Source organism: Brevundimonas pishanensis, assembly GCF_022750635.1.
GTDB classification, from domain to species: domain Bacteria; phylum Pseudomonadota; class Alphaproteobacteria; order Caulobacterales; family Caulobacteraceae; genus Brevundimonas; species Brevundimonas pishanensis.
In genome coordinates this window covers 403,743-423,356 of sequence record NZ_JAJKBG010000002.1, presented here as the reverse complement: position 1 = coordinate 423,356, position 19,614 = coordinate 403,743, and the positions used below count along the sequence as shown (strand labels likewise).

General features: G+C 61.4%; 20 protein-coding genes. 11 read left to right on the top strand and 9 right to left on the bottom strand.

The features are described 5' to 3' along the window. Position 1 precedes the first annotated feature (1 nt). Genes sufC through LOX95_RS05850 form a run of 8 tightly spaced genes read left to right on the top strand, consistent with a single transcriptional unit; the run spans position 2 to position 6,287 of the window. Complete coding sequence (gene sufC, locus LOX95_RS05885; RefSeq protein ID WP_242913530.1) at positions 2 to 751, top strand: Fe-S cluster assembly ATPase SufC; 750 nt, start codon at positions 2 to 4, stop codon at positions 749 to 751. Next, positions 748 to 1,767, top strand: coding sequence for a Fe-S cluster assembly protein SufD (gene sufD, locus LOX95_RS05880; RefSeq protein ID WP_242913529.1), 1,020 nt, complete (start codon positions 748 to 750; stop codon positions 1,765 to 1,767). Before sufC ends, sufD begins: the two co-directional genes overlap by 4 nt. After that, positions 1,746 to 2,984 carry an aminotransferase class V-fold PLP-dependent enzyme gene (locus tag LOX95_RS05875; protein ID WP_242913528.1) on the top strand — a complete coding sequence of 413 codons (1,239 nt, stop codon included), beginning with the start codon at positions 1,746 to 1,748 and terminating at the stop codon, positions 2,982 to 2,984. Before sufD ends, LOX95_RS05875 begins: the two co-directional genes overlap by 22 nt. A 5-nt stretch (positions 2,985 to 2,989) precedes the next feature. Continuing rightward, a complete protein-coding gene (locus LOX95_RS05870; protein WP_242913527.1) occupies positions 2,990 to 3,388 on the top strand; it encodes an SUF system Fe-S cluster assembly protein in 399 nt (132 codons plus the stop codon). A 5-nt stretch (positions 3,389 to 3,393) separates the two neighbouring features. Further along, complete coding sequence (locus LOX95_RS05865) at positions 3,394 to 3,792, top strand: HesB/IscA family protein (protein ID WP_242913526.1); 399 nt, start codon at positions 3,394 to 3,396, stop codon at positions 3,790 to 3,792. Beyond that, positions 3,789 to 4,787, top strand: coding sequence for a methionine ABC transporter ATP-binding protein (locus LOX95_RS05860; protein WP_242913525.1), 999 nt, complete (start codon positions 3,789 to 3,791; stop codon positions 4,785 to 4,787). The genes LOX95_RS05865 and LOX95_RS05860 overlap by 4 nt, the downstream gene beginning before the upstream one ends. Next, positions 4,787 to 5,443, top strand: a complete 657-nt coding sequence (locus LOX95_RS05855; protein ID WP_242913524.1) for a methionine ABC transporter permease — start codon at positions 4,787 to 4,789, stop codon at positions 5,441 to 5,443. Before LOX95_RS05860 ends, LOX95_RS05855 begins: the two co-directional genes overlap by 1 nt. 19 nt (positions 5,444 to 5,462) lie before the next feature. Then, positions 5,463 to 6,287 carry a MetQ/NlpA family ABC transporter substrate-binding protein gene (locus LOX95_RS05850; protein WP_242913523.1) on the top strand — a complete coding sequence of 275 codons (825 nt, stop codon included), beginning with the start codon at positions 5,463 to 5,465 and terminating at the stop codon, positions 6,285 to 6,287. Positions 6,288 to 6,310: 23 nt separating this feature from the next. Here the strand turns inward: LOX95_RS05850 and LOX95_RS05845 are convergent, their stop codons facing one another. Together LOX95_RS05845 and LOX95_RS05840 are read right to left on the bottom strand one after the other, a co-directional pair. Next, complete coding sequence (locus tag LOX95_RS05845; RefSeq protein ID WP_242913522.1) at positions 6,311 to 7,372, bottom strand: GGDEF domain-containing protein; 1,062 nt, start codon at positions 7,370 to 7,372, stop codon at positions 6,311 to 6,313. 81 nt (positions 7,373 to 7,453) lie between these two features. Next, complete coding sequence (locus LOX95_RS05840; protein WP_242913521.1) at positions 7,454 to 9,004, bottom strand: DEAD/DEAH box helicase; 1,551 nt, start codon at positions 9,002 to 9,004, stop codon at positions 7,454 to 7,456. Positions 9,005 to 9,221: 217 nt separating this feature from the next. Here LOX95_RS05840 and LOX95_RS05835 point away from each other — a divergent pair, with 217 nt between their 5' ends. Continuing rightward, the gene (locus tag LOX95_RS05835; protein ID WP_242913520.1) at positions 9,222 to 9,602 is read left to right on the top strand and encodes a hypothetical protein; all 381 of its coding nucleotides are present in this window, start codon (positions 9,222 to 9,224) and stop codon (positions 9,600 to 9,602) included. Between the two features lie 4 nt (positions 9,603 to 9,606). Here the strand turns inward: LOX95_RS05835 and topA are convergent, their stop codons facing one another. The 7 genes from topA to LOX95_RS05800 all read right to left on the bottom strand — a co-directional run bounded on the left by topA (position 9,607) and on the right by LOX95_RS05800 (position 17,673). After that, complete coding sequence (gene topA / locus LOX95_RS05830; RefSeq protein WP_242913519.1) at positions 9,607 to 12,261, bottom strand: type I DNA topoisomerase; 2,655 nt, start codon at positions 12,259 to 12,261, stop codon at positions 9,607 to 9,609. A 359-nt stretch (positions 12,262 to 12,620) separates the two neighbouring features. Continuing rightward, the gene (dprA, locus tag LOX95_RS05825) at positions 12,621 to 13,709 is read right to left on the bottom strand and encodes a DNA-processing protein DprA (protein ID WP_242913518.1); all 1,089 of its coding nucleotides are present in this window, start codon (positions 13,707 to 13,709) and stop codon (positions 12,621 to 12,623) included. Beyond that, positions 13,706 to 14,356: a glycerol-3-phosphate 1-O-acyltransferase PlsY gene (gene plsY / locus LOX95_RS05820; RefSeq protein WP_242913517.1), complete on the bottom strand. Its 651-nt coding sequence runs from the start codon at positions 14,354 to 14,356 to the stop codon at positions 13,706 to 13,708. Before plsY ends, dprA begins: the two co-directional genes overlap by 4 nt. Positions 14,357 to 14,368: 12 nt before the next feature. Continuing rightward, positions 14,369 to 15,661, bottom strand: coding sequence for a dihydroorotase (gene pyrC, locus LOX95_RS05815; protein ID WP_242913516.1), 1,293 nt, complete (start codon positions 15,659 to 15,661; stop codon positions 14,369 to 14,371). 12 nt (positions 15,662 to 15,673) lie between these two features. Further along, on the bottom strand, positions 15,674 to 16,654 hold the full coding sequence (locus LOX95_RS05810; RefSeq protein ID WP_242913515.1) for an aspartate carbamoyltransferase catalytic subunit: 981 nt from the start codon (positions 16,652 to 16,654) through the stop codon (positions 15,674 to 15,676). Between the two features lie 91 nt (positions 16,655 to 16,745). After that, on the bottom strand, positions 16,746 to 17,225 hold the full coding sequence (gene ruvX, locus LOX95_RS05805; protein ID WP_242913514.1) for a Holliday junction resolvase RuvX: 480 nt from the start codon (positions 17,223 to 17,225) through the stop codon (positions 16,746 to 16,748). A gap of 46 nt (positions 17,226 to 17,271) precedes the next feature. Then, entirely contained in the window at positions 17,272 to 17,673 is a 402-nt protein-coding gene (locus tag LOX95_RS05800) for a hypothetical protein (protein ID WP_242913513.1), read from the bottom strand. Positions 17,674 to 17,843: 170 nt separating this feature from the next. On the opposite strand from LOX95_RS05800, the gene gatC reads away from it, so the two are divergent. Continuing rightward, complete coding sequence (gene gatC, locus LOX95_RS05795) at positions 17,844 to 18,131, top strand: Asp-tRNA(Asn)/Glu-tRNA(Gln) amidotransferase subunit GatC (RefSeq protein ID WP_242913512.1); 288 nt, start codon at positions 17,844 to 17,846, stop codon at positions 18,129 to 18,131. Between the two features lie 4 nt (positions 18,132 to 18,135). Further along, positions 18,136 to 19,614, top strand: a complete 1,479-nt coding sequence (gene gatA / locus LOX95_RS05790; RefSeq protein WP_242913511.1) for an Asp-tRNA(Asn)/Glu-tRNA(Gln) amidotransferase subunit GatA — start codon at positions 18,136 to 18,138, stop codon at positions 19,612 to 19,614.

The window sequence follows — 19,614 nt, the reverse complement described above, 5'->3', positions numbered from 1 at the left end:
AATGCTTAAGATTTATAACCTTCACGCATCGGTCGAAGATAAGGCCATCCTGAAAGGCCTGTCGCTGGAAGTGCCGGCGGGTGAAGTCCACGCCATCATGGGCCCGAACGGTGCGGGTAAGTCGACCCTCGGTAATGTGATCGCAGGTCGTCCTGATTATGAAGTGACCAACGGTTCGGTAAGCTGGAACGGCGTTGACGTTCTGGAACTGGATCCGGCCGAGCGTGCAGCTGCAGGTGTGTTCCTGTCGTTCCAGTATCCGGTCGAAATCCCGGGCGTTCCGGCCCTGACGTTTGTGCGTACGGCTCTTAACGCCCAGCGCCGCCAGCGTGGCGAAGAAGAGGTGACGGCTCCGCAGTTCATGAAGCTGGTGAAGGAAGCATCGAAGTCCCTGAAGATGGACTTCGACATGCTCAAGCGCCCGCTGAACGTCGGCTTCTCGGGTGGTGAGAAGAAGCGCATGGAAATCCTACAGATGGCGGTTCTTGAGCCATCGCTGCTGATCCTCGACGAAACGGACTCCGGCCTCGACATCGACGCTCTGCGCATTGTGTCCGAAGGCGTGAACGCGCTTCGCCGTGCGGACCGTTCCATGCTGGTCATCACCCACTATCAGCGCCTGCTGGATTACATCAAACCGGACCGCGTGCATGTTCTGGCCGGCGGCCGTATCGTCGCTTCGGGTGGACCGGAACTGGCTCTGCAACTCGAGGCGGAAGGTTATGACAAATACCTTCCGACCGCTGCGTGAGCGCATCGGCCCAACTGAACCTGCTGGATCCGACGACCTATCCTTCACGTCGGGTCGAGGCTTGGAAATACAGCGACTTGGCGCGCGTTCTTCGCGACGCGCCCCAAGTTTCGCCTACGGCCAATGTGGGCACCGCCGGTGCCTTCGACGACATTGCTGACACCGTTGTTGTGTTCGCCAATGGCCAGTCGGACGAGGCATCTTTCACGGCTGCGGGTAAGCAAACTCTGGCTCTGCGCTTCGTGTCCGACGCCACGGGAACAGCCCACAGTGCCCGCTATGACGTGCGTGTACCGGCCGGTAGCTCGGTGACGGTCGTTGAAAGCTATGAAGGTGCAGGCTCGGCCTATGCCTCTCACGTTCGCCTCACCTATGTGGTCGAGGCTGGTGGCTTTTTGACGCGGATTGTTGTCGCCGATGACGTGGCCGACGCTGTCTCGATCGTTGATGCAGAAATCACTTTGGCTGCCGGCGGCAAGCTTGCCCAGACGGTTGTCTCGACCGGTGCCAAGCTTCAACGGATTGAGACCCGATTGGCCCACTATGCCGATGGCGCAGATGCCCGTCTGGACGGCGTCTATGTCCTGAACGGTTCGCGTCACGTGGACCTGACGACCGTGGTCGACCATCTGGCCGCAAACGGGACCACCAGCCAACTGTCCAAGGGCGTGGCCCGCGATACCTCGCGCGGTGTGTTCCAGGGCAAGATCATCGTCGAGCGCGGTGCCGATGGCACCGATGCCCGCATGGGCCATCACGCCCTGATCGCCGGTGAACGCGCCGAAATCGACGCCAAGCCGGAACTGATCATCTATGCCGATGACGTTCAGTGCGCACACGGCAATACGGTCGGTACGCTGGATGAATCCGCCCTGTTCTACATGCAGTCGCGCGGCATCACCGAAGACGAAGCCCGTGCGCTGCTGACGACCGCCTTCCTTGGCGAAGTCGTGGACCGCATCGAGCGTGAAGACATCCGCGAACGGGTTGACCAATGGCTGACGGATCGTCTGTGAAAACTTTTGACCCTTATGCCGTACGCGAACAGTTTCCGATCCTGTCGCGTCAGGTGAACGGCCGTCCGCTGGTCTATCTGGATAACGCTGCCTCGGCCCAGAAGCCGCAGGTGGTGATCGACCGCTTCGTCGACGTGATGTCCAACGGCTATGCCAATGTGCACCGCGGGCTTCACACCCTGTCGAACGAGGCGACCGAAGCCTTTGAGGCGGCACGTGCCACGGTGGCGCGTTTCCTGAACGCGCCGTCGCCGGAAAACATCGTCTGGACCAAGGGCGGCACCGAAGCGTTCAATCTGGTCGCCAACGGTCTGGGCCTGTCCATCAAGGAAGGTGACGAGATCATCGTCACCGAGATGGAGCACCACTCCAACATTGTCCCGTGGCACCTGCTGCGCGAGCGCAAAGGTGCTGTTCTGCGCTTCGCACCGATCAAAGACGATGGGTCGCTGGACATGGAGGCCTTCAAAGGCCTGCTGAACGAGCGCACCCGAGTTGTCGCCGTGACGCACATGTCGAATGTGTTGGGCACCATCAATCCTGTCGCCGAGATTACCCGACTGGCCCACGCGGCGGGTGCCAAGGTCGTCATCGACGGGTGTCAGGGTGCGGTTCATGCTGCACCGGACGTTCAAGCCATCGGCTGCGACTTCTACGTTATCACCGGCCACAAGCTGTATGGCCCGACCGGCATTGGCGCGCTGTACGGCACGAGCGAGGCTCTGGAGGCACTGCCGCCGTATCAAGGCGGTGGCGAGATGATCGAGACGGTCGAGCAGGAGCGCATCACCTATGCCAAGCCGCCGCATCGTTTCGAAGCGGGGACCCCGCCGATCATCGAGGCTGTAGGCCTTGGCACGGCGCTGGAATGGCTGATGTCGTTCGATCCGCAGGCTGTCATCGCGCACGAACAGGCGCTGTATGACCGTGCAGTCGAACGTCTGGGCGGTCTGAATTGGCTGCGTATTCTGGGCACCGCCGAAGGGAAGGGCGCTTTGCTGACCTTTACCGTCGAAGGTGCACACGCCCACGACATCGCCCAGATTATGGACCGCTATGGCGTGGCGGTCCGCGCGGGCCTGCACTGTGCGGAACCTCTAGCCAAAAGATTGGGCGTGACGTCGAGCACGCGCGCCTCGTTCGCCCTATATAATACGGTGGAGGAGGTTGATGCCTTCGCCGATGCGCTGATCAAGGCGCGGAACTTCTTTGTGTGACGATCATGGACGCTAAAACCGACAATGCGATTACCGACAGCCCGGCCTTTGCCGAGAGCTGGAACGAGCCGCAGCAAAGCGCTCTGTCGCAGGCCGAGCTGGACAAGCTGACCGACGACCTGATCGCGGCATTGAAGACCGTCTACGATCCCGAAATTCCGGTCGACATCTATGAACTGGGCCTGATCTACAAGGTCGACGTTTCTGACGATAAGGATGTGGTCATCGACATGACGCTGACCGCACCGGGTTGCCCTGTCGCCGGTGAAATGCCTGCATGGGTCGAGGCGGCTGTCCTGAATGTGGAAGGTGTGCGCTCTGCGCGTGCCAACCTCACGTTTGATCCGCCGTGGGATCAATCGCGTATGAGTGACGAGGCCAAGCTGGCCTTGAATATGTTCTGATCACGATGACCGATTTTCAGACATCCAGCCGTCCGCGCCGCCCCCGTCCCAAGGTTGTGACCCTTACGGAGGCCGCAGCCGCTCGCGTGCGCGAACTGATGGCGAATGCGGACCGTCCGTGCGTCGGTCTGCGTGTAGGTGTCAAAAATGGGGGGTGTGCGGGTCAGGAATACACCTTCGCCTATGCCGAGAGTGTAGAACCTCTGGACGAAGTGGTCGTAGACAAGGGCGCGGTCGTGCTGATCGAGCCCAAGGCGGTGCTGTTCCTCGTGGGATCGGAAATCGACTTCGAAACGACCCGCATGTCTTCTAAATTCGTCTTTAGAAACCCTAACGAGACAGACGCCTGCGGTTGTGGTGAGAGCGTCACCATCATTCCCGCCACGAGTACCGAGGTTTCATGATCCGTCTGGAGGGCGTCACGCGTCGCTATCAGAGCCGTGCAGGCGGACGTGTTGCGCTGGACTCTGTCGATCTGCACGTAGAGCGCGGACAGATTTTCGGCGTGGTGGGGCGCTCCGGCGCGGGCAAGTCCACATTGATCCGCACGATCAACCGTCTGGAAAACCCGGACGAGGGCCGCATATTCGTGGGCGATGCCGAAATCACGGCACTCAACCCAGCTCAGTTGCGGGCCGCGCGGCGCAAGATCGGCATGATTTTCCAGCATTTCAATCTGCTGGCGTCCAAAACGATTGAAGACAACGTTGCCTTTCCGTTGCGCCTCGAAGGACGTTCGGCATCGGAGGTGAAGTCTCGAACGGCAGAACTGCTGGTGCGGCTTGGGCTGGCGGAACATGCCAAGAAATATCCGCACCAATTGTCAGGTGGCCAGAAGCAGCGCGTAGGTATTGCGCGCGCCTTGGCCTGTGGGCCCGACGTCTTGCTGTGCGACGAGGCGACCAGTGCGCTGGATCCAGAAACAACCGAAGACATCCTCGGCCTGCTGGAACAGTTGAACCGCGAATTGGAGCTGACCATCGTGATGATCACCCACCAAATGGAGGTGGTTCGTCGCGTTTGTGATCGGGTCGCTGTCCTCAAGGACGGCAAGATCGTGGAGGAGGGTGCTACGGTCGACGTATTCCTTCGCCCCCAACATCCTGTGACGCAGGCCATGCTGGCGGAAAGCGATGACGGGTTCGATGCGGCAATGGCTCCGGCCAACGCGCACATCGCGCGCCTTATCTTCCAGGGCACCTCGACCTATGAGCCCGAACTAAGCCGGGTGGCACGGACCGTCGGCGTTGATTACTCGATCCTGTCGGGCCGCATTGCCCGCATTCGAGGCGTGCCGTGCGGACAGCTAGTCGTTGCGTTTACAGACGGAGATGCCGAGGCTGCTCTTGAGCAACTGGCCAGTCGTGGGGTCGGCGTTGAAACCGTCGGAGGCCGCTGATGTTCGATAATGTGGACTGGGGCGACATCGGTCAGGCAACAATCGACACGCTGTTGATGTTGGCGGGATCGCTGGTACTCACCCTCGCCATCGGTATCCCGCTCGGCGTTCTGCTGTTCTTGTCGGGCAAGGGGCGACTGGCCAGCAATCCGGTTCTGAACGGAGTGCTGTCGTTTGTAGTCAATGTGCTGCGCTCGCTGCCTTTCATCATATTGCTGATCGTAATGTTGCCGGTCACGGTGCTGCTGGTCGGCACGTCGCTGGGGGTGGCGGGTGCCATTCCGCCGCTCGTTGTGGGTACGGCCCCCTTCTATGCCCGTTTGGTCGAGAACGCCCTGCGCGAAGTCGATCACGGCGTGGTCGAGGCCACGCAGGCTATGGGGGGGAGCACCTGGCAGATCGTTACTCGCGCTTTGCTACCGGAAGCACTGCCCGGCATTATTGCTGCGGCGACCGTCGCGGCCATTGCACTTGTTGGCTATACGGCCATGGCAGGGGTGGTGGGCGCAGGCGGACTGGGCGATCTGGCTATTCGCTTCGGTTACCAGCGCTTCCAGACCGACGTAATGATCGTGACGGTAGTGCTTCTGCTGGTTATGGTACAAATTCTCCAGATGATCGGGGACTGGCTAGTCGCTAGGGTCTCGCATCGCTGACTGATTCCAGAGGCTGTTTATGTTTGTTCGCCGTACCCTTCTCCTGAACGCTGCTGCTTTGGCCGCCGTTGGTCTATTGGCAGCTTGTGGCAAGGGAAGCGAGCAAGGCGCAGCCCCTGACGTTTCCAAACCGCTGAAGGTCGGAGCAACGGCTGTGCCTCACGCGGAAATTCTGGAAATGGTGCGCCCGCTGTTGGCCGCCGAAGGGGTGACGCTGGAGATCAAGGTCTTCAACGACTACGTCCAGCCGAACGTCCAGCTTTTTGAAAAGCGTCTGGATGCGAACTATTTTCAGACCAAGCCTTATCTGGACGAATTCAACACAGCCCGTAGCAGCGATCTGATGACCGTTGCGGGCATTCACGTCGAGCCTTTGGGCCTCTATTCCAAAAAGCACGCTAAGCTGGCTGATCTTCCGAATGGTGCGGAAATCATTCTGCCGAATGACGCATCGAATACCGGCCGCTCGCTGTTGCTGCTCCAGTCGGCTGGTTTGATCACGCTTCGTAAGGGTGAGAATGCACTCCAAACCGTGGCGGATATCCAGGACAATCGTAAGGGTCTGAAGTTCCGCGAAGTGGAGGCGGCTACGATCCCGCGCATCCTGCCGCAAGTGGATGCTGCTGTGATCAACACCAACTATGCGCTGGATGCCGGCTTGTCGCCGCGCACAGACGCGCTGTCGTTGGAAGGTGCGGACAGCCCGTACATCAACTATCTGGTCGCTCGCCCGGACAATAAGGACGATCTGCGCATCGTCGCTCTGGGCAACGCGCTTCGCAGCGAGGCCGCACGCACCTTCATCGCCCAGAAGTATCAGGGCGCGGTCATCCCCGCCCAATGAGGCCTTGTCGAGGCGGATGCCGGTTAGGCAGCCGTCTCTGACAGAATATTCTGGGCACTGGAAATGCGATTGCGTCCGGCCCGCTTGGAAACATAGAGCGCTGCGTCGGCCCGTTCCATCAGTTGGAGCGGGCTTTCGTTTTTATGGCGGTGCGCCACACCGGCCGAGATTGTGACCACGCCCAGATCATCATTGGTCGAACGGCGGCGCAGGGCGCGTGAAGCAATGTCACTGCGCAGGGTTTCGAGCACATGCTCGACTTGCGAAGCTGTCTCACCGGGGAAGACTATGGCGAACTCTTCACCGCCATAACGGGCGGCAACACGCGGCATCTGGGCGATCCGCGAGATCGCGCTGGCGACGTAACGCAGCACCTGATCGCCCGTCTGATGGCCCCAAGTGTCGTTGAACCGCTTGAACATATCGATGTCGATAATCGCCAATGACACGGTGCCGCCGTGCTCGTCGTGGTCGGCGCAGATCGTGTCCAGTTTCTCGTCAAACGCTTTGCGGTTGGCTAGATTGGTCAGGGCGTCCGTCATGGCGTCGCGGCGAACCTGTTCCAAGTGGTTTCGCAGCTTGCTGACCTCGGTGTGCGAGGACTCCAGCCTGCGCTCCAGAACTACCGTGTGACGCTGAATACGGCGCGTGGCGCGGGCGAGAGTGGTGATCAGATCGGATAGCGGGCTGAGCGGAGCGGCCTCTTCAAACTGCTCCTTGGCCTCTGACAGGGTCTCGGCGTACTGGACCTGCACTTCGCGAGCCTTGTCGATGGCCGTAGCGACTGCCGCAAGTTCGCGGTTGAGCACCGCGCCGGCATCGCGAATTTCTTCGGACAGTCGGCTGCGCGGCAGGAACTCGGTCGCAAGCATTTCCGCGACTGTGTCGGTGAACGGCAGCTTGCTGTCGAAGATGCGGCGCATCTCGACGGCCAGCGGACTTTCAGGTGCCTGAATATAGTGTAGCCAAAGCTCGTAATTGAGCGGTGTCGGCCACACAGAGGCGGCCTCCATCGCATCAATCACCTTACGGGCCAGTGAATAGGCCTGCGGGCCGCGTACGGCCGTATCGACGAACTCACTCATTGGCTTCCCCCCGGAGACAGTTCCAGTGCAACCTAAGGGAAAACCCGTAACCTGTGTGTTAAGCTAGGCGATAAAAATCACTTAGGCCGGAAATATAACCGGACGGCGCAGGAAGGCGGGGATTTCATCGCCGAATGCCGCGCTGTGGGTCGCAGGACTGGACAACGAGACCTCCGGCGAGTTCGCCTTGCGGTTGTTCCGGTTGCGATTGCGCGACGGCTTTTCGGCGCGAGGCTCGGCGATTGGCTGTTCGGCCGGGGTAGCGATCTCGACCGGAGTAACAACAACTTCGTTAGCCGCCACGGCTTCGGCTTCGGGCTTGCGGCGGGTACGCGAGCGGCGCGAACGGGTACCTTCCGGAGCTTCATCAGCCACAGCGACGACTTCGACGACGTCTTCGATTTCCGTCGGCTTGGCGTCACGCGTACGTTCGCGACGACCACGGCCCGAGCGGCCTTCGCTGCTGCTCCGAGCAGGACGGTCCTTGATCTCGGTGAAGTCGACGTTTTCCAGAACCAGTTCGACCGGGTCCTTCTTGATCAGCTTCAGAACCTTATCCAAAGATTTTTCGTCGGACGGCGTGGTGATCATGAAGGCCTCGCCCGAGCGACCAGCACGACCGGTACGACCGATACGGTGCACATAGTCGTCCGCGTGGTGCGGAACGTCATAGTTGAAGACGTGGCCGACATCCGGAATGTCCAGACCGCGAGCCGCAACATCCGATGCGACCAGCAGTTTCAACTCGCCATTACGGAACTTGGCCAGGGTCTGCATACGCAGGGACTGATCCAGATCACCGTGGATCGGCGCAGCGTCGAAGCCATGAACCGTCAGCGACTTGGCGACGATATCGACGTCGGACTTGCGGTTGCAGAAGACGATGCCGTTCTTGATTTCCGAACGTTCGATCAGCAGGCGTAGCGCCGTGCGCTTGGCCTTCGGATCGCCCACCGGCAGGCGGGTTATGTATTGCGTGATGGTGTCCGCAGTCTGGGCCGGACGCGACACTTCGATGCGCGTCGGGTCCTTCAGGAACTGCTGGGTCAGACGCGTAATCTCCGGCGGCATGGTTGCCGAGAAGAATAGGGTCTGGCGACGCGGCGGCGTCAGTTTGAAGATGCGCTCGATGTCGGGAATGAAGCCCATGTCCAGCATGCGGTCGGCTTCGTCGACGACCATGATCTCGACGCCGGTCAGCAGGATCTTGCCGCGCTCGAACAGGTCCAGCAGACGGCCCGGCGTTGCGATCATCACGTCCACGCCCTTGTTGAGCATGGCAACCTGATCACCCATCGACACACCGCCGATCAGCAGCACCCAGTTCAGGCGGGTACCCTTGGCGTATTTGGCAAAGTTCTCGGCGACTTGATCGGCCAGTTCGCGGGTAGGGCACAGCACGACGGCGCGCGGCATACGGGCGCGGGCACGGCCGGTGGACAGGCGTTCGATCAGGGGCAGGGTGAAGGCAGCGGTCTTACCGGTACCGGTCTGGGCGATACCCAGAACATCGCGGCCTGCCAGGGCCACCGGGATGGCCTGTTCTTGAATAGGGGTTGCTTCGGTGTAGCCGGTTTCGGCGACAGCTTGCAGGATCGTGGGCGAGAGGCCCAGTTTGGAAAACTCGGTCATGTAGTCCTGATTTGGACAGAGGATAGCGTCATCGACGCCTTCTGCTGACGGAGCCGCCCCTCTTGGGCGAGCGGGCGGCGCGCATCGCCAGTCCTGCTCCGAGCATGGGGCGGTATAGGTAAAGCCCTACGACACAGTCAACTTTTTTCGAAATCCGCCAGCGTTTCCCGAACGTAGACATTTGGCGCGATCCCGCGCGGATACGACGGATTGGCCTATGCGGAACCTCTTGTGTCTGGTCGCTGCGCTTGCGCTGGCAACGCCGGTCGTGGCCCGCGACCAAGGTATTTCGGCGACCTTCGGCAATACGATCGTGACGACCTATCGAGATGGCGGTCAGGTCCATCATTGGTTCGATGCCAACGGTCGATACCGCTCGTTCTTTACTGATGGCCGCGAGGTGACCGCGCGCTGGACATTGGAGGGCCGCAAGCTGTGCTTGAACGATATTCGCCCGCGTGTCCTGCTGGGCCGTTTTTGCACTGACTATTTCCCGGCGAAGGTCGGTGACCGATGGTCGGGGCGCGATCCGTTGGGGCGGCGCGTAGAAAACACACTGGTCAGAGGACGGCCGGGGCTGGGTAACAGCCCCGGCTAATCCATCACTCTTCGGCGGCCTTGGCTGCCTTCTTGGCCGGAGCCTTTTTCGCAGCGGGCTTTTTGGCGGCTGCTGGCCTCTTCTCGGCAGTGGCCTTTTTAGCCGCAGGCTTTTTCGCTGCCGGCTTCTTGGCGGCAGCCTTCTTCTTGGGTGCAGCGCCAGCCTTGGCGGCCAGCAGCGGCAGGGCCGCTTCCAGCGTCATATCGTCAGGCTCGGTGCCCTTGGGCAGGGTCGCGTTGACCTTGTTCCACTTGACGTACGGACCATAGCGGCCAGCCATGACCTGAACGGCTGCACCGTCCTCGGGGTGGGCACCAAGTTCCTTCAGCGGTGCCGCAGCGGAACCACGGGCTGCGCGACCGGCGCGCTTCTCGGCAAGCAGAGCGACAGCACGGTTCAGGCCAACCTCGAACACCTCTTCGATGTCCGAGACATTTGCATAGGTACCGTCGTGGGCCACGAACGGACCAAAACGGCCGAGGCTTGCGGTGATCGGCTTGCCGTCTTCAGGGTGTTCACCCACGACACGCGGCAGGCTGAGCAGCTTGAGCGCACGATCCAGATCCAGCGACGCAGGCGACCAGCCCTTGGGCAGGGACGAGCGGCGCGGCTTGGCACCTTCCTCGGCGGCTTCGGTTTCTACGTATGGGCCGAAACGACCGATCTTCAGGTGCACAGGCTTGCCCGTGACCGGATCGACGCCCAGCTCGCGGTCGCCACTTTCAGCGGCACCTTCGGCACCGTCGGGCGACGCGACCGGACGGGTGTATTTGCATTCCGGATAGCGCGAGCAACCGATGAAGGCACCGAAACGGCTGGTCTTCAGGCTGAGCTGGCCCTCGTTACAGACGGGGCACAGTCGCGGGTCTTTGCCATCGCCCTTGTCAGGGAAGATGTGCGCGCCGAGTGCCTCGTTCAGGTGATCGAGGATGGCGGTTGTGCGCAGTTCGCCCGCAGCTTGAGTAGCGGCGTGGAAATCACCCCAGAACGAACGCAGCAGTTCTTTCCAGTTCAAATCGCCAGCAGAAACCTCGTCGAGTTGGCCTTCGAGGGCGGCGGTGAAGTCGTACTCGACCCACTTGGTGAAGAACTGTTCAAGGAAGGCCGTGACCAGACGGCCTTTGTCTTCCGGATAGAAGCGGTTCTTGTCCATGCGGACATATTCGCGGTCGCGCAGAGTGGACAGGATCGACGCATAGGTCGACGGACGGCCGATGCCCAGCTCTTCGAGTTTCTTGACCAGTGTCGCTTCCGAGAAGCGCGGTGGAGGCTCGGTGAAGTGCTGGTCGGTGCGGATGGCCTGAACCTGTGCCTTCGCGCCTTCCTTCAGCGCGGGCAGGCGGCCACCTTCGTCCTCGTCGTCCTCGGCACCCTTTTGCTTCTCGTCGCGGCCTTCTTCATAGGCGGCGATGAAGCCGTCGAAGACAATGACCTGACCCGTAGCGCGCAGGCCGGTCTGACCGTCCGGCGTCTCGATCTCGATGGTGGTGCGATCCATGCGCGCCGATTCCATCTGGGAGGCGATCATGCGCTTCCAGATCAGTTCGTACAGACGCTTGAGGTCCTGCTCGAGGTTCACGCTGTCCGGATGGCGCAGCATGTTGGTCGGGCGGATGGCTTCGTGCGCCTCTTGGGCGTTTTTGGCCTTCACCTTGTAATAGCGCGGTTCCGACGGGACGTAGGCCGGACCGAAGCGTTGGGTGATGGCCTCACGGGCCTGCGCGATGCCTTCGGGCGTTACGTAAACGCCGTCGGTACGCATGTAGGTGATCAGACCGCCCGTATCGTCGACGCCTTCGTACAGCTTTTGCGCGGCCTGCATGGTGCGCTGGGCGGTGAAGCCGAGCTTGCGGGCAGCTTCTTGCTGAAGCGTCGAGGTGGTGAACGGCGGGGCAGGCGAGCGCTTGGCCGGCTTCTTCTCGACCGACTTGATGGTGAAGTCGCCGTTGTTGATCGCATTGCGGGCAGCCGTCGCCATGGCCTCTGACACGATGTCGAGGCGCTGTACGCGCTTGCCTTCGTGCTTGACCAGACGGGTGGTGAAGGGCGGGCTGTCTGCAGTCAGGTCGGCTTCAACCGACCAGTATTCCTGCGGCTTGAACTTTTCGATTTCCATTTCGCGATCGACGACGATGCGAAGGGCGACCGATTGAACGCGACCGGCCGAGCGTGCGCCCGGCAGCTTGCGCCACAGAACCGGCGACAGGTTGAAGCCCACCAGATAGTCCAGAGCGCGACGGGCGAGGTAAGCCTCGACCAACTCCATATCTAATTGGCGCGGATTGGCCATGGCCTCGAGAACTGCCGATTTGGTGATCGCGTTGAACGTTACGCGCTCGACTTCGGTGTCCTTCAGGGCCTTCTTCTTGTTCAGGACTTCCAGAACGTGCCAGCTGATCGCTTCCCCTTCGCGGTCGGGGTCGGTCGCGAGAATAACGCGGTCAGCCTTCTTGGCTGCCTCCGCGATTTCGGACAAGCGCTTGGTAGCCTTGGCGTCGACTTCCCACGACATGGCGAAGTCCTCATCCGGCAAGACCGAGCCGTCCTTGGACGGCAGGTCACGGATGTGACCGTACGAGGCCAGGACTTTATAGTCCGGACCCAGGTACTTATTGATAGTTTTGGCCTTCGCGGGGCTCTCGACGATAACGAGATTCATGGCGCTCTATTCGGGAAAACGGGGCGCGAACGTGGTGGTGACCGGCCAATATGTCAATGCGCCATGATTTGGCGCTCTATTAACACGTGTGTATTGCAATTTTTTACAACCTTAGATTATACCAACGGTGAAGCTGGGGTTGTGGAGTTGGTCGATGCCGAATTTACGTCGAAGGTCCCCTGATGGCGGTGCTTTAACGAGTGCAGCGGGTGCGCTGCCTTATGGCGTTTCGCAAATGCGCGAGTACGTCGGGGACATGACGGAGGAGTTGGCTGTCATGGCACGGGCGCAGGGAGACGAGAAACTGGCCTGTCTGTTGGAGGTTGCTGCCGACGTCGCGCGCAGCCATCAGACCTGAGCTAGGCGCTGGCGACCAAACCGCCCGGTAGCAGAGAGGCTCGATCTGCCAGACTGAGTTCGAGCAATGCACCCGCAGCGACCGAGGCGCTGATGTTCAAGGCGCGCGCGATCTCGTCGCTAGGTGTGGGAACGGGCGAGAGCAGGGCGGCGACCTGATCGAGCAAATCTGGTGTGCAGTCCTCATTGGCCGGTTCAAAGGACTGGTATGCCGGGGGCTCGAACAGGGTGCGCAGGGTCGTGAAGGCGCGTTCGATGTCCTCGATCCCTTCGCACAAGATGGCACCTTGGCGTAGCAGGTCGTTGGTTCCGCGTGTGCGCGGATCAAGCGGCGACCCCGGAACGGCGAACACATCGCGCCCTTGTTCGGCGGCCAGCCGCGCGGTGATTAGAGAGCCGGACTTGAGCTCGGCTTCGACCACGACGACGCCACGGGTCAGACCCGAGATGATACGGTTGCGGCGGGGGAAATCGCGGGCCTGAGCGCGGGCACCCATAGGGTTTTCAGACAGGATGCAGCCTTCGGTGCCGATGCGTGCGTGGAGTTCGGCATTTTCCGGCGGGTAGATGTCATCGATCCCGCCGCCGAGCACCGCGACCGTACCGCTTTCGACCGAGCCGATGTGCGCAGCAGTGTCGATGCCCCGTGCGAGGCCGGAGACGACTGTATAGCTGTGTTGGCCGAGGTCCTGCGCGAGACTACGGGCAAACCGGATGGCCCCCGCTGATGCGATCCGAGCGCCGACAATGGCGACGGCTTCGCTGCTCAGCAAATCGACCTTGCCCTTGGCCCACAGAACGGGCGGAGGCGGATCAATGGCAGCAAGGCGAGCCGGATAGGCGACGTCTCCGAGAACCAAAAGCGTCGCGCCATAGGTTTCGCCCCGTTCCAGTTCCGGCGTCACCTCGTCGACAGTGGGCACGCGATAGGCCGCACGCCCCGTCCGGCGGACCAGTTCGGGTAGACGATCGATAGCTTCGAGGCCTGAGCCAAATCGCTGGAGAAGTTGGGAAAAGGTGACGGGACCGATTTTGTCGGTCCGCGCCAGCCGGAGGCGGGCAATGCGCTCGGCCTCCGGCAGGCCCGTCATGCTTTTTCAGCTCCGGACTTTTTCGCGCCGATGCGCGGTTCCTGTCCCTTGGCGAGACGGGCGATGTTCTCGTGGTGGCGGAACCAGATCAGTACGGCCGAGAAGATCGACAGCAGGAAGATGGGCTTGGGCACATCAACGCCGACTTTGAGCAGCGACAACGCCAGCAGCGGCGTGATCGCAGCTGAAATCAGAGCAGCCAGCGAGGAGATGCGGAACAGCACCGCGCACAAAATCCAGATCGCAGCGGCGGCCAGACCCAGCTGCCAAGTGGCGGCCAGCATCAGGCCGTAGAAGGTAGCGACGCCTTTGCCGCCCTTGAACTTGAGCCACACCGGATACAGGTGGCCGAGGAAGGCGGCACCGCCGGCAAGGGCTGCGGCCAGATCGCTTCCGGTCAGGTGACGGGCCAGCAGTAGCGCAACCGCGCCCTTGCCCGCGTCCAGTAACAGGGTAGCGATCGCCAGATCCTTGCGACCGGTGCGCAGAACGTTCGTTGCACCGATATTGCCCGAGCCGATCTTGCGGACATCACCAGCCCCGAAGGCGCGGGTCAGCAACACCCCGAACGGGATGGAGCCAAGAAGATATCCGGCCAGTGTGACCAGTCCGAGTGTCGCTGCGGCGGGGGCCGCGAGATCCTGCACTTTGATTCGCTCCTATTGGCGTTGATCGTGGACGATGCGGCCCTCGACGAGGGTGAGCAAGACCTTGCCTTGCAGACGGCGCCCATCAAACGGCGAGTTCTTGGATTTGGACTTGAGTGTGGCGGCATCCACGACGATGGGAGCGCCTGCATCGAAAAGCACCAGATCGGCGGGGGCACCCTCGGCAATCGTACCGCTCTCAAGGCCCAACAGGCTGGCCGGACCGTGGGTCAGCGGGCGAAGGACGTCGATCAGTTCGATGCCGTTTTCGTGGTGCAGATTGGTGATCGCCGCCGCCAGCAGGGTCTCAAGACCAACGGCACCCGGTTCAGCTTCGGCAAACGGGCGGCGCTTGTTTTCGGCGGGTTCAGGGCAATGGGCCGAGGTGATCACGTCGATCAGACCGTCACGGACGGCTTCGATCATGGCCTGACGGTCTTCCTCGGTGCGCAGCGGCGGATCGAGGCGATAGAAAGTGCGGTAATCGCCGATGTCGATCTCGTTGAAGCACAGGTGGTTGATCGACACCGAAGCGGCGACGTCCAACCCGCGCTTGCGGGCGCGGGTCAGGACCTCAAGCGCGCTGTCGGTCGAAATCTGGTCCACGAGGAAGCGGGCACCCGTTTGCTCGACCAGAGCCAGATCGCGCTCCAATTGGATGCGTTCTGCGATGGCAGGCTGGGCAGACAGGCCCAGACGGGTCGACAACTCGCCGGCGGTGGCGACCGTGCCTTCCGACAGCCAAGGCTCGGTCGGGCGGCACGCGATCAGGGCGTTGAACGAAGCCGCATAGCTCATCACCCGCTGAAGCGTGCGCGAGTTCAGGATCACATTGTCGACGTCCGTGAAATACAATGCGCCGGCTTCGTCCATCAGGCCGATTTCGGCCATGCGCTCGCCCTTGCGCCCTTGGGTGGCGGCACCGGCAGCGCGGACGTGCACCAATTCCAAAGCCGCGCCGCGACGCTGAATGTGGTCGATCATGGCCGGATCGTCGACGGCCGGATCAGTATCGGGCTGGATGACGATGGTGGTGACGCCGCCCGCCGCTGCCGACAGGGCTGCCGACTTCAGAGTTTCCTTGGGCTCATTGCCTGGCTCGCCCGTCTTCACGCGAATGTCGATCAGACCCGGTGCAAGGATGCGGCCCATGGCGTCGATGACGTTTGCACCATCGATATCGACAGCGCCGTGGCCGTGCACGACCTGTTTGATTTTGCCGTTCTCGATCACGACCGCACCCTGACCGTCATAGTCGGTCGCAGGGTCGATCAGTCGGGCATTGATAATGGCGGTCTTGGTCATAGCCGAGTTCATTTAGTTGCCTACCGCGCGGCGGTGGGCGAGGGCGGCCAGAACGGCCATTCGGGCAGCGACGCCCATCTCGACCTGATCCTGAATGAGCGAGACGGACAGGTCGTCTGCCACGTCGGAGTCGATTTCGACGCCGCGGTTCATCGGGCCGGGGTGCATGACCTTGGCGTTGGGATTGGCATAGGCCAGCTTCTCGCGGTCCAGCCCCCAGAAGCGGAAATACTCGCGGGTTGACGGAATGAGCGCGCCAGCCATGCGTTCCAGCTGAAGGCGAAGCATCATAACAACATCAACGCCTTGCAGCCCTTCCTTCATGTCATGGCAAATCTCGACATTCCAGCGCTGGGCGACGCTGGGGATCAGGGTCGGCGGACCGACAAGGCGCACGCGGGCACCCATCATCTGCAACAGGGCGATGTTGGAGCGAGCCACGCGGCTGTGGGTCACGTCGCCACAGATGGCCACCGTCAGGCCGCCCACATCGCCAAAGGTGCGGCGCAGGGTCAGCAGGTCGAGCAGGGCTTGGGTCGGGTGTTCGTGACGCCCATCACCGGCGTTCACAACTGCACAGCCGACCTTCTGCGAGAGTAAGTCCACCGCGCCCGAGGCTGAGTGGCGCACCACAAGGATTTCCGGCTTCATCGCGTTCAGCGTGACGGCGGTGTCGATCAGGGTCTCGCCCTTCTTCACCGAGGAAGAGGCGACAGGCATGGTCACAACATCCGCACCCAGACGCTTTGCGGCGATCTCGAACGAGGAACTGGTGCGGGTCGAGTTCTCGAAGAACAGGTTCACGACCGTCTGGCCGCGCATCACATCGACGCCCTTGGCGCTTTGGCGATTGAAGTCGACGAAGGCGTCGGCCAGATCGAGCAAAGCCATGGCGGCGGGCGGGTTCAGGTCCGCTGCGGCGAGGAAGTGGTCCTTAGGGAACGGCGTCAGCCGCTCCTGAATGATTTCGGTGACTAGTGCGGCTTGGGTCATCGAGTAGCCGCTATAGGCGTGACTCGCGGCCGAGGGAATAGGCGGACGCCATCCTATCGGTGGATGGCGTCACTTCCGGTTTCCGAATGTCTCAGATTTGGCCGTTGGAAATACGGATTTGATCAAGCGCCCCCTGAAGGATCCACGACGCCGCGGTGCGGTCCACGACTTCCGCGCGACGCTTGCGGTTCAGGTCCAACTCTTCGATCAGGAAGCGCTCTACGCCCGCGGTGGACAGGCGTTCGTCCTGAAACGCGACGTTGACAGGGCGCAGGCGTTCCAGGTTTCGAGCAAAGGCACGGCACGACTGGGCCCGAGGGCCCTCAGTGCCGTCCATGTTGAGCGGCAAGCCGATGACAAGCGCCGACACGTCACGGCCCGCCATCAGTTTGAACAGTTCTTCGGCTTCCAACGTGAACTTGCTTTTGCGGATCAGCTTGAGGGGGCTGGCAATCATGCGGCTGCCGTCGGAAACGGCGACGCCGATGGTTTTCTCGCCAAGGTCCAGTCCGATCCACGGGGTGTTCGGAGGGCAGGCGGCGGGTAGGTCTTTTAGGTCATATACAGGCACGGCGATCCCTTACCCTGGTGACGCTGCAATTGCCATTGCCCGATAATCAGCCGGATCGTCGTTGAAGACGTTCGAGACGTAGCCTGATCATCCGGACCATAGCTGAAATCAGGACCAGCAAACCCGCGACATCCAATGCCCAAATCAGTATCAAATCGCCCGAATAGACCCATCGGCTGATCCATCCGAACGCCAGTGCGCCGATGGCGCTAGTGTTGGACAGGGTGATGGCGCGGCGAGTTGATGCGGGGTCGTCGTCCGCAGGCTTCAACAGGAAATCGTCGAAGCGATAATAGGCGGTCAGCGACAAGCACGTGATGACCAAGGGAATGACGGCGATTAGTCGAGGCAGGTTCGCCCGAAAGACGAGATATAGCGACACCATCAGCAGGATCGCGCCAATGCCACTTAGAATGATGGCGGTTCTGCTACGGTCGTATTTGCGCATGCTGATCGACGCTAACGCCTCTGGCTCCTGAAGGATGCAAGATTGAGAGCCTCTAAGGGGCGCTTTTCGTGGGAACCGCTTGTCGAAGCGGCAGCAGGGCGGTAACCCACATATTCAATGTAGGCGCTTCGACTCCCTATCGTCGCGCTACCGGAATTTCGGAGACTTTCATGGCTATCGACGCCGCGACGGTGAGGCGGGTTGCCCACCTCGCCCGTATCAAGACCCCCGAGGAACGACTGGAGCCGCTGGCCCAGGAGCTGAACGGCATCCTGAATTGGATCGAGCAGCTGAACGAGGTGGACGTAGACGGTGTCGAGCCGATGACCTCGAATGTGGCCCAGACCCTGCGTCTGCGTGAAGATGAAGTGACGGACGGTGACAAGGTTGCCGACGTCCTGTCGAACGCGCCCAAGGCGACGGACGGCTTCTTTGTCGTGCCGAAGGTCGTGGAGTAAGAGTATGAGCGACCTGACTAAACTGACGCTTGCCGATGCCGTTGAAGGCCTCAAGTCCAAGCAATTCTCGTCGGAAGAAATCACCAAATCCTTCCTGACGCAGATCGAAGCCTCGAACCCCAAGCTGAACGCCTATGTCGAAGTGACGGGCGAAAAGGCTCTGGAGCAGGCACGCGCGTCCGACGCCCGTATCGCCAAGGGCGAGGGTGGTGCTCTGGAAGGCGCACCGCTGGGCATCAAGGACCTGTTCTGCACTGAGGGTGTGCAAACGGCTGCTGGCTCGAACATGCTGCGCGGCTTTGTTCCGCCGTATGAATCGACCGTCACCGCCAACCTGTGGCGCGACGGCGCGGTCATGCTCGGCAAGCTGAACATGGACGAGTTCGCCATGGGCTCGGCCAACGAGACCTCGGCCTTCGGGCCGGTTGTGAACCCGTGGAAAGCCAAGAACGACGACGCGGCTCTGACGCCGGGTGGTTCGTCGGGTGGTTCGGCTTCGGCTGTTGCTGCTGACCTTTGCCTTGCGGCGACTGCATCGGACACTGGCGGCTCGATCCGCCAACCGGCGGCCTTCACCGGCACTGTTGGCATTAAGCCGACCTATGGTCGCGCCAGCCGCTTCGGCATGGTCGCCTTCGCTTCGTCGCTCGACCAAGCTGGCCCGATCACCAAGACGGTCAAGGACTCGGCCCTGCTGCTGAACTCCATGTGCTCGTTCGACACCAAGGACTCGACCAGCCTTGACGTTCCGACCCCTGACTGGACCCAGTCGGTCGGTCAGTCGGTCAAGGGCCTGCGCATCGGCGTTCCGGCGGAATACGTCGTCGACGGCATGCCGGAAGAGATCAAGAACCTCTGGGCGCAAGGCGTCGAGTGGCTCAAGGCTGCGGGCTGCGAGATCGTAGAGATCAGCCTGCCGCACACCAAATACGCTCTGCCGACCTATTACATCGTCGCTCCGGCCGAAGCTTCGTCGAACCTCGCACGCTATGACGGCATGCGTTTCGGCCACCGCGCCGAAGACTTCTCGTCGCTGGACGACCTGTACGCCGCATCGCGCGCTGAAGGCTTCGGCAAGGAAGTTCAACGTCGCCTGACCATCGGTGCCTACGTTCTGTCGGCTGGCTTCTATGACGCCTACTACGTGCGCGCCCTGAAGGTTCGTCGTCGTATCGCCGAGGACTTCGACAACGTCTGGGGCAAGGTTGACGCCATCCTGACGCCGTCGACCCCGTCGGCTGCATTCAAGCTGGGCGACAAGCAGATCGACCCGCTGACCATGTATCTGAACGACGTCTTCACCGTGACCACCAACCTGGCAGGTCTGCCGGGCATCTCGGTTCCGGCCGGTCTGGACGCAAACGGTCTGCCGCTCGGCCTTCAGGTCATCGGTAAGGCTCTGGATGAAGATACCGTCTTTAAGGTCGCAGGCGCGATCGAAGACTCCGCTGGCTTCGTTTCCAAGCCGGCTAAGTGGTGGTGA